The organism is Paenibacillus sp. FSL H8-0283, assembly GCF_045040675.1.
Taxonomy (GTDB): Bacteria; Bacillota; Bacilli; order Paenibacillales; family Paenibacillaceae; genus Paenibacillus; species Paenibacillus amylolyticus.
This window is the reverse complement of the sequence record NZ_CP150295.1, coordinates 4896369-4914822: the sequence shown is the minus strand read 5'-3', so window position 1 is coordinate 4914822 and position 18454 is coordinate 4896369. Positions and strand designations below refer to the sequence as shown.

General features: G+C 48.6%; 13 protein-coding genes. 12 read left to right on the top strand and 1 reads right to left on the bottom strand.

Annotation, left to right across the window (positions count from 1 at the left end; genetic code table 11):
* The first annotated feature begins 105 nt into the window (after positions 1–105).
* From dnaJ to MHI52_RS21785, 9 genes are all read left to right on the top strand, one after another.
* Entirely contained in the window at positions 106–1230 is a 1125-nt protein-coding gene (gene dnaJ, locus MHI52_RS21825) for a molecular chaperone DnaJ (RefSeq protein ID WP_036615086.1), read from the top strand.
* A gap of 240 nt (positions 1231–1470) precedes the next feature.
* Positions 1471–1839: a hypothetical protein gene (locus MHI52_RS21820; RefSeq protein ID WP_017687219.1), complete on the top strand. Its 369-nt coding sequence runs from the start codon at positions 1471–1473 to the stop codon at positions 1837–1839.
* 258 nt (positions 1840–2097) lie between these two features.
* Complete coding sequence (locus tag MHI52_RS21815) at positions 2098–2277, top strand: YfhD family protein (RefSeq protein ID WP_017687220.1); 180 nt, start codon at positions 2098–2100, stop codon at positions 2275–2277.
* The gene (locus MHI52_RS21810; RefSeq protein ID WP_405157618.1) at positions 2270–2662 is read left to right on the top strand and encodes a hypothetical protein; all 393 of its coding nucleotides are present in this window, start codon (positions 2270–2272) and stop codon (positions 2660–2662) included. The genes MHI52_RS21815 and MHI52_RS21810 overlap by 8 nt, the downstream gene beginning before the upstream one ends.
* A gap of 191 nt (positions 2663–2853) precedes the next feature.
* Positions 2854–3819, top strand: coding sequence for a 50S ribosomal protein L11 methyltransferase (prmA, locus tag MHI52_RS21805; protein ID WP_338706606.1), 966 nt, complete (start codon positions 2854–2856; stop codon positions 3817–3819).
* Between the two features lie 3 nt (positions 3820–3822).
* On the top strand, positions 3823–4503 hold the full coding sequence (locus tag MHI52_RS21800) for a site-2 protease family protein (RefSeq protein ID WP_253439422.1): 681 nt from the start codon (positions 3823–3825) through the stop codon (positions 4501–4503).
* A gap of 138 nt (positions 4504–4641) precedes the next feature.
* Positions 4642–5406, top strand: coding sequence for a 16S rRNA (uracil(1498)-N(3))-methyltransferase (locus MHI52_RS21795; RefSeq protein ID WP_036615075.1), 765 nt, complete (start codon positions 4642–4644; stop codon positions 5404–5406).
* A gap of 2 nt (positions 5407–5408) precedes the next feature.
* Positions 5409–6755 carry a tRNA (N(6)-L-threonylcarbamoyladenosine(37)-C(2))-methylthiotransferase MtaB gene (gene mtaB, locus MHI52_RS21790; protein WP_405157617.1) on the top strand — a complete coding sequence of 449 codons (1347 nt, stop codon included), beginning with the start codon at positions 5409–5411 and terminating at the stop codon, positions 6753–6755.
* A 113-nt stretch (positions 6756–6868) separates the two neighbouring features.
* The gene (locus tag MHI52_RS21785) at positions 6869–7303 is read left to right on the top strand and encodes an NUDIX hydrolase (RefSeq protein WP_405157616.1); all 435 of its coding nucleotides are present in this window, start codon (positions 6869–6871) and stop codon (positions 7301–7303) included.
* 57 nt (positions 7304–7360) lie between these two features.
* Here the strand turns inward: MHI52_RS21785 and MHI52_RS21780 are convergent, their stop codons facing one another.
* On the bottom strand, positions 7361–8362 hold the full coding sequence (locus MHI52_RS21780; RefSeq protein WP_076250688.1) for a Na/Pi cotransporter family protein: 1002 nt from the start codon (positions 8360–8362) through the stop codon (positions 7361–7363).
* A 570-nt stretch (positions 8363–8932) separates the two neighbouring features.
* Between MHI52_RS21780 and MHI52_RS21775 the strand changes: the two genes are divergently transcribed.
* The 3 genes from MHI52_RS21775 (at position 8933) to addA (ending at position 18436) form a co-directional block, all read left to right on the top strand.
* Positions 8933–10309, top strand: a complete 1377-nt coding sequence (locus MHI52_RS21775) for a class I SAM-dependent rRNA methyltransferase (protein WP_405157615.1) — start codon at positions 8933–8935, stop codon at positions 10307–10309.
* A gap of 199 nt (positions 10310–10508) precedes the next feature.
* Complete coding sequence (gene addB / locus MHI52_RS21770) at positions 10509–14012, top strand: helicase-exonuclease AddAB subunit AddB (protein WP_405157614.1); 3504 nt, start codon at positions 10509–10511, stop codon at positions 14010–14012.
* Positions 14009–18436, top strand: a complete 4428-nt coding sequence (gene addA, locus MHI52_RS21765) for a helicase-exonuclease AddAB subunit AddA (protein ID WP_405157613.1) — start codon at positions 14009–14011, stop codon at positions 18434–18436. The genes addB and addA overlap by 4 nt, the downstream gene beginning before the upstream one ends.
* The last annotated feature ends 18 nt before the right edge of the window (positions 18437–18454 follow it).

Here is an 18454-nt window from a genome sequence, read left to right as displayed (position 1 = left end):
ATCGGTGACGTTCGAATTAGAGGGAAAGTCATAGCCGGGGCTCCCGCGCTTTGGCTTTCCTTTTGTCACGATGTGCGATATGGTGAATGATATGGGGGTGGAAGAGTGGCTGAAAAGCGTGATTATTATGAGGTGCTTGGCGTTAGTAAAACGGCTAACGACGATGAGATTAAAAAGGCTTATCGTAAGCTTGCCCGTCAGTATCACCCTGACGTAAACAAGGCTGCTGATGCGGAAGCTAAATTTAAAGAAGTTAAAGAAGCTTACGACGTAGTGAGTGACGGTCAGAAGCGTGCACAATATGATCAATATGGTCATGTCGATCCGAATCAAGGTGGATTCGGTGGTGGCGGTGATTTTGGCGGCGGCGGATTTGGCGACATCTTCGACATGTTCTTTGGCGGCGGTGGCGGTGGACGACGTGATCCAAATGCTCCGCAACGGGGGAATGATCTGCAGTACACGATGACAATTGAGTTCAAGGAAGCTGTATTCGGTAAAGAAACCGATATTACGATTCCGCGTACCGAAGGCTGTGATACCTGTCATGGCTCAGGTGCCAAACCTGGAACGAAACCGGAAACCTGCTCGGTCTGCCAAGGTAGCGGTCAGCAGGAAGTCGTGCAAAATACACCGTTTGGTCGTATGGTTAATCGTCGTGCATGTTCGAACTGTAGCGGTTCGGGCCAAATTATCAAAGAAAAATGTACAACGTGCAGTGGTAGCGGTAAAGTCCGCAAGCAACGCAAAATCCATGTTCGCATTCCAGCGGGTGTAGATGATGGCGCGCAACTGCGTATGACAGGTGAGGGTGAAGGCGGCCTGCGTGGCGGACCAGCGGGAGATCTGTATATTGTCATTCGCGTGAAATCACATGATTTCTTCGAGCGTGAAGGCGACGATATTTATTGCGAAATCCCACTTACCTTTGCTCAGGCAGCTCTGGGAGATGAAGTTGAGATCCCAACGTTGACCGAGAAAGTGAAGTTGAAAGTACCAGCTGGTACACAAACGGGAACGTATTTCCGCCTCAAAGGCAAAGGTGTACCACGCCTGCGCGGTATGGGGCAGGGGGATCAGCATGTGAAAGTGGTTGTGGTTACACCTAGTAAGCTGAATGACGAGCAGAAGGATCTGCTTCGCCAAATTGCTTCGCTGGATGGAGAGCAAACACATGAGCATGAACAATCTTTCTTTGATAGAGTGAAACGCGCCTTCCGCGGCGACTGAGAATAAAATAAAGTAAGTTCAAAAGGACACCACAGCGGTTTTTACCGCGGGGTGTCCTTTTTTGTACGCCTTTTTTAGTGGTTCAGTGGTTTTTGTGAAATCCATGGATTTATGCTACAAAGAACGACAGCAATTTGTGGGAGCATTTCGGTATATTCTGAGCGAACTTGCGGAAAGATAGCATGGCGAGAATGATATGCATAGCTGATATGCGAGAAATTAGGGAAGCAGGTGAAGCGGATGACCGAGAAAAATATTTTGGCGTACTTTCACAGCCCGGAGCAGGCTCAAGGGGCGGCCAAAAAACTGGAGGCATTGCGAGTGGAGGACCTGTCAATTAATCGATTCAGCCGATATGCGGGTGTAGGACCAAGCGGGGCTTCCTACAAGCCGGGCGTTTCCGGCAGTTTTTCATCATGGGTGCCCGATTCGATGCAAACAAATGCCAGTGCTGGAATTATGGCTGCGGCGGACCCTTCTGCAAGCGGCATGAGTGATGGTGGACAGGGTGGACCTACAGGAAGAGATGTATTGCTAACTGTCATCGTAGATGAATCGGTACATCACCGCGCTATGTCTATTATCGAACAAGCCGGTGGAATGATCTAGTTTCAAGAAATCCATATAAGATGGACAGATAATTACACTTTAACGGAGAGTGTAGAACCAATCTGAAGAAGCGAAGCGTGCGCCTAAAAGCTTTCGCAAGAAAGCTACTTCGGAAGCATACGCTATCCCCGGATTTCTCCCTTTAAGGAGGGAGTTGAAGGAATCTGGGGATAACAGCGATCGGAGGATGGGGCTACAATCGGAGTCTTACAGTGTAACAAATATTAGTTCATTTTAATTTGAAGGAGGAGCATTACAATGGCAGAACATGAACGTCCAGGGAAGATCTTAACAAAAACGGAAAAGATGAAACGTATGCAATCCGCAAAAAATGAGGACGTGGAATTCAGCGCTGAAGCTGCGGATCATGAAGATATCGAAGCACTACGCCGCAGTGAAGCGGCTGATCGACGTCAGGGACGGGAGCTTCATGACTGAAGATCGCTCGGCAGTGACCCTCGAAGCTGTTTTTACAAGCTGGACTGAGGCTGAGTCTGCACGCAGAGCCCTGGAATTGTTGCACCCGAACCAATTGAGTATTGAGAGCCTTGGCAATGAAGCGTCTGCATTGGACTCAAACGATGTTACGGGCTCCGATAATTCTCCTACGGCCGTCGTTGGAGGATTTAGTGGCGAATTGAATGTACTTGCCCTGATTAGCGATGAAACGGAAATGTTGTCCAATGGTCAGGTGTATGATACACCCAAAGAGCACTCGGCCAACAGGCTAAAACAAGAAATTTTGCTGACCGTGTCCGTATCCAACGATTCGCTCCCGCAAGCCGCAGAGATGATCACGCAGAATGGTGGACGTTTTTGCTAACTGAGATTCGAATTATGCAAAATGCTGAAGTAAATGAAACAGATATGATATGAATAAATGACAGGATATTCGAGCAGTCAGGCTGCGGATATCCTGTTTTGTTTTTCTTTTACTGGTGCGGCTTTGTGCTCCGGCTAGCTTGTGTAGTACAATAGTTGGGATGTTTGAAAAATGAGGAGGAAAAACCAAGTATGTTATGGCATGAACTAACAATACATACCACAGAAGAAGCTGTGGAGATGATTTCGAATTTCTTACATGAAGCGGGTGCTGGAGGGGTTTCGATTGAAGAGTCCGGTACTTTAAATAAAAAACGGGACACGACATATGGTGAGTTATACGACGTTCCTTTGAATGATATTCCGGAAGGCTTTGCGGTCATCAAAGGGTACTTCTCCGAAGGTACGGACATGGTTGCATTACAGTCTGAAGTTAATCCGAGAGTTGAGGAACTCTCCGAATTCGGAATTGATACAGGTGAGGTTCGTTATGAGACGCGTACAGTGGATGAAGATGACTGGGCAACAGCCTGGAAACAATATTTCAAGCCGGTACGTGTATCGGAACGTTTGACGATCAAGCCAACGTGGGAAGAGTATACGCCTGAAAGTCCAGATGAGAAAATTATTGAGCTTGATCCAGGCATGGCTTTTGGTACAGGAACCCACCCAACGACCTCCCTCTGCTTGCGCACACTGGAAACGGTTATTCAGGGCGGCGAGGAAGTTATTGACGTAGGTACAGGTTCTGGTATTTTGGCTATTGGAGCGATAAAACTTGGGGCAAAACATGTACTGGCGCTTGATCTTGATCCGGTTGCGGTAATCAGTGCCAGGGAGAATGTGGAACTGAATGGGCTGGAACAACAAATTACGGTTAAAGAGAGTGATCTGTTGTCCGTCCTTGGGAGTCAGGACCCTGCACTTGGTGTACAACTACCGGTTAAGGTTGTCGTGGCGAACATTCTGGCTGAGATTATTTTGTTGTTCGTAGACGATGTCTATAATGCGCTTGAGTCTGGTGGCACCTATATTGTATCCGGCATTTGGAAGAACAAAGAGCAGGTTGTGCATGATGCACTTGTAGCCTCCGGATTTGAAGTGAGTGCGATCCACCGTGATGAGGATTGGCTGGCATTTGTAGCCAGAAGGGGGTAACCCATGGACTTCCTGGAGCGGTTCTTTCGCCTTCCGATTGATCAATTACCATTCTTCCTGCTGACCATCCTGATCGCATTTACAGTTCACGAATTCTCACATGCGTATTTTGCCAACAAATTTGGTGATCCAACGGCTAAGCTGCTTGGAAGAGTTACGCTGAATCCGGTCGTGCACTTTGATCTGCTGGGTGTGTTACTGCTTGTTATTGCAGGCTTCGGTTGGGCGCGCCCAGTTCCTGTAAACCGTGCGAATTTTGACAAACCAAGATTGATGGGGACTATCGTATCTGTCGTAGGTCCTCTGAGTAATCTGCTGCTCGCCATTATTGGTGCCATTGTCTACGGTTGTCTGTTTGGATCAGGCGTACTGGGCAACATTGAGAATGAGCGAGTGGTTACAGCCCTGATGACGTTTTTACCTATGTTCAGCATAACGAACTTTTTCCTGTTTATGTTTAATCTGATTCCTCTTCCGCCATTGGATGGTTATCGTATTCTTGAAGATGTATTGCCAAGGCCCCTCAGTCGCAAGCTGCAGGGTGTGGAACAATGGTCCATCTTTATTTTCCTGCTGATTCTGGTTATCCCGCCATTGCAGGCTGTAACGATTCAACCGTTATATGTATTTGCAAATAACATGTATATGGATCTGGTAGGTCTGATTATTGAATTATATCGCTAAAAGCGTATCGTGTTTTGGACGGATATACTGGTCAGAAACACGTAAAAGTTGTATGATCATCTGTGGCGATTGGATTCACGCCTACCATCAGGCGGGGTGAATTCCAGTCATAACAGGACAGAATGGGTGGATTGACTAATGCAGCGATATTTTGTATCTGCAGAACAGTTTAATGAACACGCTGTGATCATCACAGGTGATGATGCACGCCATATTGGCAAGGTCATGCGTGGTAAACCTGGAGATAAACTGATTGTCAGTGACGGAAACTCCAGAGAAGCACTCGTGGAAATTGAGAGTATTGAAGTTGGCCAAGTGACAGCCAATATTGTGGAACCTCTCGAGATGGACCATGAAGCACGGATTCGTGTAACCGTGGCACAGAGTTTGCCCAAGGGTGACAAGATGGAAACAGTCATCCAGAGATGTACTGAGATTGGGGCGGTATCATTTGTACCCTTCCTATCAGAACGTACGATTGTGCAATATGATGCCAAGAAAGAAGGCAAACGGTTGGAGCGGTGGCGGAAAATTGCCAAGGAAGCTGCCGAACAGAGTCACCGGAATCGCATTCCATCCGTTGAGCAGCCGCTTTCCTGGAAAGGGCTGTTATCTTCTTTTGAGGGCTACAGCCTGGTATGTTATTGTTATGAGAAAGAAAACGGTAAACAGCTGAGAGATGCACTGAAACCGTTTATTGAGCAACTTGCACCTGATGCAAGTGCAGAAGTATTGATCGTGGTTGGACCGGAAGGTGGATTTTCTGAGAAGGAGACGGCAGAGGCTGATCAGGCAGGTGCTGTATCTGTTGGACTGGGCAAACGCATTTTGCGTGCTGAGACAGCTGGAATGGCAGCACTAACTTGCGTGCTATATGAATCCGGAGAAATGGGAGGAATGTAATTATGCCATCCGTGGCGTTTTACACCTTAGGCTGCAAAGTTAATTTCTATGATACAGAGGCGATTTGGCAATTGTTCAAAAACGAAGGTTACGATCAAGTGGACTTTGATGAACAGACAGCGGATGTATACTTGATTAATACTTGTACAGTAACCAATACCGGCGACAAAAAGAGCCGTCAAATTATTCGTCGTGCCATTCGGCGCAACCCGGAGGCGATTGTGGCCGTTACAGGCTGCTATGCGCAGACTTCTCCGGCAGAGATTCTGGACATCCCAGGGGTGGATCTGGTTATCGGTACACAGGACCGTGACAAGATTCTGCCATATGTTAATGAAATTCAGGAGTCCCGTCAACCGGTTAACGCGGTACGTAATATTATGAAAACCCGTGTATTTGAAGAAATGGACGTACCGGATTTTGCTGACCGTACCCGCGCGTTCCTGAAGATTCAGGATGGTTGCAATAACTTTTGCACGTTCTGCATCATTCCGTGGTCTCGTGGTCTCTCACGCAGTCGTGAGGCGAACAGCATTATTCAACAGGCGCATCAACTCGTACACGCCGGATACAAAGAGATTGTTCTCACGGGTATTCATACAGGTGGATATGGGGATGACATGGAGAACTATGATCTGACCGATCTGCTGTGGGATTTGGATAAGGTAGAGGGGCTGGAGCGTATTCGAATCAGCTCGATTGAAGCCAGCCAGATCGACGACCGTATGCTCGACGTGATCAAACGTTCCGATAAACTCGTTCGTCACTTTCATATTCCGCTGCAAGCGGGTGATGATGCGGTGTTGAAACGCATGCGCCGCAAATATACGACAGAAGAGTTTTACAACAAAATGCTTCGCATTCGGGAAGCAATGCCGGATGTAGCGATTACAACAGACATCATTGTTGGATTTCCAGGTGAGACGGATGAGATGTATCGTAATGGCTATAAGTTGATGCGGAAGATCGGTTTTTCCGAAATGCATGTATTCCCTTATTCCAAGCGTACGGGTACACCAGCAGCACGAATGGAAGATCAGGTGGACGAAGAAGTCAAAAATGCACGTGTGCATGAACTGATTGACTTGTCTGAGCAGATGCAGCTGGAGTACGCTGAGCAGTTTGTCGGACAGGTACTGGATGTTATTCCCGAAGGTGAAGCCAAAGGCCGCGAGGGAAGTGGCAAGCTGCACGGTTATAGCGACAACTACATTCAACTGGTCTTTGATGGAACGATGGATATGGTCGGTAAAGTGTGCCGAGTCAAAGTGGTTGAAGCCGGCGTCAACGAGAGTCAGGCTACGCTGGTACGTGTTTTGGAAGAGAATCTTAAGTCCGCCGCGATGTAATCGAGGCGTCAGAAACAAGGATTTCATTTCCTTGGGGAGCTTACCCGGGGAGATGAGGTCCTTCTTTTGCAAAAAATAAGATAAAGATATCGAAGTTGATGGGGGAGAGCACGATGAACAAAAAAGAAATTTCAGCAGGCGGAGTTGTTTATAGAACAGGGGAAGGTGGAAGTCTTCAAATTCAGCTTATCGTAGATCGTTATGGTAAAACAACTCTCGCCAAGGGCAAAATGGAAGATGGAGAAACAATCGAACAGACGGCACTGCGCGAAATTTTGGAAGAGACAGGTATGGTGGGTCGCATTGTAGAGCCGGTCGATATCATTGCTTACACGTACCAACATGCAGATTTTGGCCCGGTGGACAAGGAAGTTCATTATTATCTCGTTGAAGCCGAGAGTGGTGATCTACAGCCTCAGATTGAAGAAATCAAGGGTGTGGATTGGTATGCTCCGGAAGAAGCATGGTCCTTACAGCAGCAGAGCGGATATGATAATAACGATGATATCTTGCGTGTAGCCCTGAACAAGTTAGGCATTAACGTATAATGCACTATTGTTCGAGTCAGTTAGCCGCGCGCTCTGTGGGTCTGGATAGGCAGATCATCAAGCCACGGGTGACTTCGCCGCGGGGGCGTGGACCGGTGGTTTTTTGTGCCAGATTGGCAAGTAACAGAATGGCAAAGCGAGCAGTGAACTGGTGATGTTAAAAAGGGTCTGGGCATGCGCAATCTGTGCCCCGTTGTCCGCTGACAGCCAGGCCGAAGCTGCATGCAGCTGGCCGATCAGCGGCATAAATAGCAGCGCTCCCGCAATGTTTAATACAACATGGGAGGCTGCGACAAATTTGCCTGCGGATGCTCCGCCCGCGGCAGCAATCACAGCGGTGATGCAGGTCCCCACATTGGACCCGATCACAATGGCGATGCCGATCTCCACAGGCAATACCCCTGTGGCTGCCAGCGTAATCGCCATGCTAATGACAGCTGCGCTGCTGTGAATGAGCGCTGTCAGACAGGCACCTGCCAGGAAGCCCCACCACAAGCTGTCGGCCGAGCGGTCGAGAAACCATTGAAATACGCCCATGCTCCGCAAGGGTAAGGCAATGGATTGCATCACCTGAATGCCTGTCATAACAAGTGCAAATCCCGCAGCTGCGAGGAAACTGTACTGGATGTTAAACAGAGTCTGACGCGTGCGTTCAGGAGCGGCCAGATTGCGTTCACCAAGAACAACAAACATGGCCCAGCCCGTTAGCGACAGGACGAGTAGCGGTAGGGAAGCACGTCCGATCTGCAGTCCCACCAGCTCCGTCGTCAGGCATGTCCCGATGTTGGTGCCGAGGATGATGCCAAGTGTTCGTCCATAGGTAATTAATCTGGCATTAGCCAGTCCAATGGTGAGTACGGTGACCGCAGTACTGCTCTGTAACAGGGCCGTTGCACCTGCACTGAAGGCCATGCCTTTCCATGGAGCAGAGGTGGCACGATTGAGCCAATCTGCCAACATGGGCCCTGCCATGCGCTGCAAGGCCGTTTCCATCAGCTTCATGCCACCAAAAAAGATAATAAGCCCATAGAGTAAGGGCAATATAACATCTCTAAACATAGAAACATCATTCCTTCCGTCCGGTTCCTTAACTCATCCTATGAGTAAGAAGAGACAACCATGACAAGCCTAAAGGAATTCAGAGGGAAGCGACCTAAATTACCCCACCCCAATTCGGAAGATACGGTGATTCGTAACCGGAACGTCACTTAACTGCTGCACCCCAATTCGAAAGATACGGTGATTCGTGCAAGTGTAGTGGAGGGGACGAAATCGAATCTGAAGAAGCGAAGCGTGCGCCTTTGTCTCCGGATTTTCCCTTTAAAAAGGGAATCAAAAAAATCTGGAGACAACAGCGATCAGAAGATCGATTCGTAACCGGAACGTCACTTAACTGCTGCACCCCAATTCGAAAGATACGGTGATTCGTGCAAACGTAGTGGAGGGGACGAAATCGAATCTGAAGAAGCGAAGCGTGCGCCTTTGTCTCCGGATTTTCCCTTTAAAAAAGGGAATCAAAAAAATCTGGAGACAACAGCGATCGGAAGATCGATTCGTAACCGAAACGCCACCTACGCGCCGCACCAAACCTATCTTTTGAACTATTAAATTAAAGGAAGTGGATCTACCTTGCCATCAGTTACACTCGAACGCAGTCGCAAAAAGCGGCTTGAACATGCACATCCATGGATATTTAACAATGAAATTGCCTCTGTTGACGGAAACCCGGAACCGGGAGATCTGGTCAATGTATTGAATCATCAAGGTCGCTATCTGGCGACAGGTTATTACAATCCTGCATCTCAGATCACTGTAAGGGTTGTAGCGTATCAACCTCTGGAGTCCGAACAGATGGACACCGCGTTTTTTGCAGCGCGTTTCCGCGATTGCTTGCGTCACCGGGAACGTTTTATCCAGGATGGAGAGGCATATCGTCTCGTTTACGGCGAAGCTGATTTTCTGCCAGGATTAATCGTTGATCGATTCGGCAGCATCCTCGTTGTACAGTTGCTTACACTTGGCATGGATCGTTGCCGTGAAGCCATCGTACAGGCACTCATTGAAGTAATGCAGCCGGAAGGCATATATGAGCGCAGTGATGTCTCGATTCGTGAACTGGAAGGTTTGGAACAGACCAAAGGTCCGCTGTATGGAGAGTGCCCACGGCATGTCACTGTTACAGAGAATGGGCTACTCATTAAAGTGGATATCGTGGAAGGGCAGAAGACAGGTTACTTCTTCGACCAACGCGAGAATCGTGCAGCCATCGAACCGCTTATGAAGGGTTGGGGCTACAAGAGTGGAATCATACTTCAAACGACCGAGCAGGATGGCATAGAGCAGCTTTTGCCTGTGAATAAAAGCGGTAAAGTAGTTACATTCCCATATTGGGATGGTGCCACTGTACTTGAGTGTTTCTCACACACGGGAAGCTTTACGTTGAATGCTTGCAAGTATGGAGCCAAAAAAGTGACTTGTCTTGATATTTCGGAGCATGCCATTGAGAGTGCACGAACAAATGTGGAGCTGAACGGTTTCACTGACCGGGTCGAGTTCGTAGTTGCTGATGCATTCCAGTACTTGCGTGAACAAGTGAAAGGGCTGGATGAACGTACCTCACGTGCACGTGCAGGCGAACAGAAAGTGGATACATCCAAAGCGCTTGCAGCTGGCGGTAAAACATTTGATGTGGTCATCCTTGATCCTCCTGCATTTGCCAAAACGAAATCAGCAGTTAAAGGTGCATGTCGCGGTTATAAAGATATCAATCTGCAAGGAATGAAACTGGTCAATGAGGGTGGATATTTGGTAACAGCCAGCTGTTCGTATCATATGCGTCCAGACTTATTCCTAGATACGATTGCTGATGCAGCAGAAGATGCAGGCAAAGTGCTTCGTTTGATCGACTGGAAGGCAGCCGGTAAGGACCACCCGCAAATTTTGGGCGTGGATGAAGGACATTACCTGAAATTTGCTATTTTCGAAGTGCGCAGTAAAAAGAATTAATTGTCTGATTTCCGTTCCAATCAAGTATAGATCAAGTCAAAAGTCCACAGTGTGATAGCTGCGGGCTTTTTGCTGTTTTGCTGTGTTAACGGAGATGATCTCCGGTTTTACCGAATAGTGGCAAACGTATGTTCCGAACCAAGTCAGATATGTTATACTGGGAATTAAAATCTTGTACGTGTGGTTTGGAGGATTAGACATGTCCGTTCGTTTTGTTATTGGCCGGGCAGGCAGCGGCAAAAGCTCGCTGATTACCCGGGAAATTACATCCCTGCTTCAACAAGAACCGCAAGGCACACCTTTGATTTTGCTCGTTCCCGAACAGAGTTCTTTTCGAACAGAGCAGGCATTGGTGTCTTCTGGAGCAATTAAAGGTACCATGCGTGCTGAAGTGCTCGGCTTTCGCCGTTTAGCCTATCGTGTAATGCAGGAAGCAGGTGGTTCTGCTCGTATTCCAATCGGAGCCGAAGGCAAAAAGATGCTGCTCTATAAAGTAATCCAGCGCCGTAAGGAAGAATTAAAGCTGTTTGGTGCATCCGGCAGCCAGCTGGGTTTTATAGGTGAATTAAATGATTTATATAGTGAATTTAAACGTTATGAAGTTGATCCATCATTGCTGGAAGAAGGGATGTCTGGAAGTAATACCTCATCCACTTCGCCGATTCTGGAGGACAAGTTGCATGACTTGAATCTGATATATCGTGACTATGAACAGGAACTGACCAATTTATATATTGATGATGAAGACACGTTGACCGAGCTGACAGATCGTTTGTCGGAAAGTGCATTGCTGCAGGATGCCCAGATCTGGATTGATGGTTTTCAGGGATTCACACCACAGGAGATGAGTGTGATCGGTAGGCTGATGTTGCAGTCCTCTTCCGTGACGATTGCCCTGACATTGGATCGTCCTTATGATCACGGCGCACTGCCTGGAGAACTGGAACTGTTTTATCCCACGGCAAGTGCCTATGCGCGCCTGAAAGGAATGGCTGACGAACTGGGTGTAACGAGCGATATAACCGTGCTAGATTCGGAGATTCCACCGAGATACAAGGATCGCCCGGGACTTGCTCATCTGGAGGCTGGTTTCGACCGGCGAATTCGTTGGAAAAGTGAAGGCCTTGATTCCGGAATCCGACTGGTTGCAGCGGAGAACCGACGAGCTGAGATGGAGGGAGCACTGCGTGAGATGCGGCGCCTGGCACAAAACGAAGGTGCGCGTTATCGGGATATGGCGGTACTTGTTCGTCAGTTGGATACCTACGCTGATATAGCTGAACCTCTATTCAGGGATTATGACGTACCCGTCTTTCTGGACCGCAGAAGAAATGAACTTCATCATCCATTATCCGAGTTTATCCGTTCTGCACTCGACATTGTTCGTCGACATTGGCGTTACGAGGATGTATTTCGCTGTGTCAAAACGGATCTGCTGCTTCCGCGTGATGGTTCCATCACTCGTGAAGATATGGACCAGCTTGAGAATTATGTACTGGCTTGTGGTATTCACGGGTATCGCTGGACTGACGGCAAACCGTGGAAGTATGTACCTAGCTTATCACTGGAAGATAACGGTCAGGATGGCCGTAGTCGAGGACGGGACCAGATGCTTTCTTTAATGGAGAGCTGTCGAACGGTCATTACAGATTCCTTGGGTGCTTTTGAGAAACGAATGAAAAAGGCAAAGACAGCCAAAGCCCAGTGCGAGGCACTATACAGACTGCTGGAAGATGCTGAGATCGCATGGAAGCTGGAGAACATGTCTGCTGAAGCTAAGGCACAAGGTGACCCCGAACGGTCGAGAGAACATCGGCAGATGTGGGGAGCTGTGCTAGATTTATTGGATCAGATGGTCGATATGATGGGGAATGAACGGCTGGATATCACGCTGTTTGCCGGGATGATTGAGACCGGATTGACGGAACTGAAGCTGGGTCTGGTACCACCAGCACTTGATCAGGTTTTGATGGGTTCTATGGACCGTACACGCCTTCAGGACATCAAATACGTATTTATCCTTGGCGCCGTTGATGGTGAATTACCCGCCGTACCTCAGGATGATGGCGTATTAACGGAACTGGAGAGAGCGTTACTGACGGAAAGAGGCATGGCGCTTGGACCAGGTGCAACAAGGCAGATGCTGGATGAACGTTTTCTGATCTATACGGCAATTACAGCGGCAAGTAGCCAGTTGTGGCTGAGTTACCCGGTTGCTGATGATGAGGGGAAAGCACTGCTTCCTTCCGAGATTGTCCGCCATGTACGGAAGATGTTTGGTCTACAAGAACAGCCATTGCTCGCTCAACCACCGGTTGCGAACTCGGAAGAAGCGCATTGGTCCTATGTCACCCATCCGGGTCAGAGTCTGTCAACGCTCATTGGACAATTGCGCAAATGGCGCCGCGGAGAAGACATCCCTGAAATGTGGTGGGTGGTCTACAATTGGCATGTATCTCGAGAGACAAGCAGACCTCAGCTGGAACGGTTGATGGGATCAATCTTTTATCGTAATCGGGCATTACCACTACGTACAGTTACCAGTCGCAGACTGTATGGTACAGAGGTGAGGACGAGTGTCTCGCGAATGGAGCGGTTCGTCGCTTGTCCGTTCTCCCATTTTGCTTCGCATGGGCTGCGCCTCAAAGAACGGCAATTGTATCGCCTTCAGGCTCCTGATATCGGACAGCTGTTTCATGCTGCGCTAAGCCAGCTGGCTATGCGGTTGCGCGAAGAAAATCGTAGTTGGGGCAGTTTGACTCCAGACCAATGCCGTCAGGAAGCCGAACAAACGGTGGAGCAGATTGCACCACAGCTGCAAGGGGAGATTTTGCTAAGCACCAAGCGATACGGTTATATTTTCCGCAAATTGAAGGACATTGTTAGCCGGGCATCCGTTATTCTTGGTGAACAGTCCAGACGTGGAAGTTTTGAACCGATTGGATTGGAGCTTGATTTTGGACCAGATAAAACACTGCCGCCATTACGTTTTGAACTGGAAAACGGCTGTGTGATGGAGATCGTGGGTCGAATTGACCGTGTAGATGTCGCAGAAGGAGAGAATGGTCTGCTCCTGCGTGTCATTGACTATAAATCAAGCCAGACGGACCTCAAGTTACATGAAGTGTACTATGGTCTGTCATTGCAAATGCTCACCTATCTGGAGGTGCTGCTTAGTGCTGCCGAAGAATGGCTTGGGGAAACGGCGATGCCGGGAGGAACGTTGTATTTCCATGTGCATAACCCGCTGTTGCAATCCGCAAACGGCATGACATCAGAGCAGGCAGGACAAGAACTGCTGAAACGGTTCAAAATGAAAGGTTTGCTGCTGGCGGATCGGGACGCAATCGCTCAAATGGACAACACCCTGGATAAGGGGTATTCAGCAATTATTCCAGTTGCCCTTAAGGCGGACGGAAGCTTTTATAGCAGCGCCGCTGTAGCTACGCCAGAGCAATGGGATACGCTGCTTGCTTCAGTTCGCAGTAATATCCGCGAGATTGGTACCCGGATTACGGATGGGGATGTGGCCATTGAGCCTTATCGTATTCAGCAGGAAGTGGCGTGTACGTTCTGTCCATATAAGCCTGTTTGTCAGTTTGATGAGAATATAGAAGGAAATGAGTATAACCTGTTGTCCAAACCGGGCAAACAGCAAATCTGGGATATGTTATCTCACACCAAGGGAGGGGAAACATCATGACGAATATGCCAAAACCGGAAGGAAGCTTCTGGAGTGATGACCAGTGGAGTGCCATCTCGGAAAGCGGAGAAGACATTCTGGTTGCCGCAGCGGCGGGATCAGGCAAGACAGCCGTACTGGTTGAACGAATTATTCGCAAGATCGCAGATCCCTCCCAAGGATTCAGTGTGGATCGTTTACTTGTAGCTACGTTTACCAAAGCGGCCGCCGCCGAGATGAAACAACGGATTCGGGAAGCGTTGGAACGTGCGCTGGAAGAACAGCCTGGAGAAGAGCATCTGCGTAAGCAGCTGTCGCTGCTTGGACGGGCATCTATTACAACGCTGCATTCATTCTGTATGGAAGTCATTCGCCGTTATTATCAGCAAATTCCGTTGAACCCGGCTTTCCGTATCCTGAATGAAAATGAAGCGGAAATCATGCGGCAGGAACTGCTTGAAGAACTATTTGAGGAAAAGTATGGCGAAGAAGATGAAGGGAGTACATTCCGCGAATTAGTGGACTGGTTCAGTGGAGAACGAAACGATGATGCGATGCATCGACTGGTGCAACGTTTGTATGATTTCTCCCGCAGTCATTCCTGGCCGGATCATTGGCTCTCAGAGATGGCGTCTGCTTTTCAGGTGGAAAGTGTAGAGGCACTTGGACATTCAGCATGGGTTCAGAGTATTTTGCGTGATGCGGCTCTTGCTTTAAGTGGTGCAGCAGGATTGCTCCGTCAAGGCATTCATATTTCCATGCAGCCTGAAGGTCCGGCACCTTATGCAGATACGTTAAAAGAAGACCTGGTGATGGTAGAAGAACTGTTGTCTGCAGCCCAGATTATGCCATGGGAAAGGTTGCCTGAAGTGTTTCAACCCGCTACATTTGGCAAACTGAAACCCTGCAAAAAAGATCAGACGGACCCTGCTTTACAAGATCAGGTGAAGGAACTCCGTGAGGCTGCGAAAAAGGCAGTTACCGACCTGAAAGGTTCATTGTTCGGAAGAAGTGCGTTTTCGTTCTGGCAGGAGCTGGAGCAAGCGGCACCACTCATGCAGGAGTTGTCTAGGTTGGTTAGTACATTTGGAGAACGTTATCGACAGGCTAAACAGGAACGTGGGCAAGTTGACTTCAGTGATCTGGAGCATTACTGTCTTCACATTTTGCGACATGAGGATTCAACGCCTGAACTGTCAATGCCTTCCGATGCGGCTATGGAGTACCGTTCGCGATTCGATGAAGTGTTGCTTGATGAATATCAGGATACCAATACGGTTCAGGAAGATATCGTGAAGCTCATCTCCAGAGAAAACCCGGGTAACCGATTCATGGTCGGTGATGTCAAACAGAGTATCTACCGTTTCCGGTTGGCTGAGCCGGGTCTATTTATGAACAAGTATCGTCAGTATGGAGCGAGCATGCGTGAGGATGGAAGTGTTGTAGATCGCCTGAGTCGTGCAGGCCAACGTATTGATCTTGCGCGTAATTTCCGCAGTCGTGCGGAAGTCGTGCATTCGGTCAATATGATATTCCGGCAACTCATGAACGAAGGTGTGGCAGAGATTGCTTACGATGAACGAGCTCAACTGGCATATGGGGCTACCTTCCCGTCAGAGACGCTTGGAGATGAGGCGTATACACCTGAACTCATGCTGATCGATCGTCAGGGTGGTGGTCCTGATCTGACAGAGAGCACGGATGAGAATGGGGATGTATCGGTCTCCGCAGAACTGGAGAGTGCCGAACTCGAAACAGCACAGTTGGAAGCAAGGGCGATCGCAAGGCGTATTCGTGAGATGGTTGGGGATACGGACAAACCTGCCCTCCATGTATATGACAAAGCCCTGCAAACGATGCGCCCGGCACGTTACGGTGACATGGTCATCTTGCTGCGTTCGACCTTGATGTGGGCTCCGCTCATGATTGAGGAGTTCAGACAGCAGGGAATTCCTGCTGGAGGAGAACAGAGCAAGGGTTATTTTCAGGCTACAGAAGTGGAAATCATGATGTCTCTGCTTCAGCTTGTTGATAATCCAAGGCAGGATATTCCGCTCGCTTCCGTGCTTCGTTCCCCGATTGTTGGACTGGATGAAGAGGAACTGGCACAGATTCGGCTTGGTGACAAAAGACAATCATTCTATGATGCGGTTATATCGGCTGCGGGAGATTGGAGCGATTCCTCCACTAATGCTGTACAACAATCCCGGCAGGATAATCATCCTGATTCCAATATGGTCCAGTTGCAGCGGCCGGAAGCCTGGGCAGAGATGGAACAGGGACAGCGGGAGACAGCAGCTTCAGTCGAGGCAGAGATCCTGGATGATGTCTATGAATCCGATGTGCATACATTGCATACAGATGGAATGCAAGATGCTGGTGTTGCGGGACATGCAAGTGAGGATTTGGGTATAACGGAGATCTCAGGCTCGGAGTTGCAGCAGAAGTTAATTCGTTTTATGCGTCAATTGCAGCAGTGGAGACTTGAGGCAAGACAAGGTAGTCTAAGTGAACTGATCTGGCGTATGTATCGGGAAACCGGTTATTTGGACTGGGTTGGTGGTCTTCCAGGAGGGCTGCAACGTCAAAGTAATCTTAAGGCATTGTACGACCGCGCACGACAATATGAGGAATCAACTGCGAATCGCGGCTTGTTCCGTTTCCTGACCTATGTTTCCAGACTGCGGGAAAACGGGGGAGACCTCGGGACTGTAGCAAGTAGTTCTGGTGAGCAGGACAACGCCGTACGTATCATGACGATTCACCGGAGTAAGGGTTTGGAGTTTCCAATTGTCTTTGTCGGTGGCATATCCAAGATGTTTAATCAGCAAGACTTGAACGCACCGTTTCTAATGCATAAGGAATTGGGATTTGGCCCGAGGTTTGTGGATCGTGAGAATCGGGTTGCCTATCCTACATTAGCCAATCTGGCGATTCGTCGTCGTGCGCAATTTGAACTGCTTGCTGAAGAGATGCGTGTGCTGTATGTTGCGTTGACCCGTCCCAAAGAGAAAATGATTCTGCTGGGTACTGTAAAAGATGCCGCGAAAAAAGCGCTCGCGTGGTCTCAGGTCAAGGATAGTCCTAAACTGGCATTGCCAGACTATCTGCTGGCTGCAGGACGGAGTTACCTGGACTGGATTGGGCCATCTCTGATGAGACATCCAGATGCGGGTGTGCTGCGTGAACTTGCCGGAAGCAATGATTCGTTCTCAGCCTGTCTTGCAGATGATCAATCTCGATGGGCGATTTCTATTATTTCCGCTGATCACGTGTCCCGTGACCATGTGGTGAATCAGACACTTGGGGAAGAAGATGGGATGACTGAGGTGCGGAAAGAACGAACTGCTGCACTAAAAGCCGTTCAGCCTGTGAAGTTGGTTACATCCTCAACGGTAGAAGAACTGACGAAGAGTGCACAAGTCACGGCTAACCAAAACATTGGAGATGAAGGTGCAGCTACAGTAGCTCTTCAACAAGAGGAGACACGGCTGATCAACGAGGTTGATCAACGACTTTCATGGACGTACCCCTATGAAGCAGCAACTCAAGTAGCAGCCAGTACATCTGTCACGGAGTTGAAAACGTTACTTGCGATGCAGGATATCCAGTCCGTAGAGGTGATGGAGGAACTGGGAGAACAGTCCGAGAAATTATTGGATTATAACACCTCAGGAATCAATAACATCAAGGATGAAACAAGCCATGCTCATCGTGATGCATCCAGTGAATCTATCAAGCATGAGGCTGGGTTAAAGTCAGATTCAAACCGTACGGTGAACGTTTCGGATGCGGGATCTGCGGGTACGTCTTTCAAACTGCACCTGCGTCGTCCGAAATTCATGGAGGCAACGCAGCTGACAGGGGCAGAACGGGGGAACGTGTATCATACGTTGATGCAGCATCTTCCTATAGATGGATCATCTGTTGATTCACAGCTTATTGAACAGACGATTGAGCGGTTGATTAAGCTTCAGATTTTGCTGGCCCATCATGCTGCGGCTATCGAACCTGAAGAACTGGCCGGATTTTTCAATACAGAACCAGGGAAAGAATTATTGCGTGCAGCGTGGGTGAAACGGGAAATTCCGTTTGTGTATGGACTTCCGGCACATCAGTCTCCTATGGAATGGCTACATGAACGGGCGGCGAACTCAGATATGCAGACAATAAATGAAGATAGCAAAATGCAGGCAACGATTGAAAATGAAACCGTGCTTGTACAGGGGATTATCGATTGTCTGTATGAGGTGGACGGCGAGCTTGTCTTGCTTGATTACAAGACGGATCGAGTATTGGAGCATCGTGGTGGTTTGGATGAACTTACCAAAAATTATCGCTTCCAGCTAGATCTGTATGGACGGGCTATTGAAGATATATTAGGTCGGAAAGTTGACCGGAAATGGCTGTACTTTTTTGATGGTGGACATGCAGTGAAATTGTAAAAAGATCGGAATTCAAAA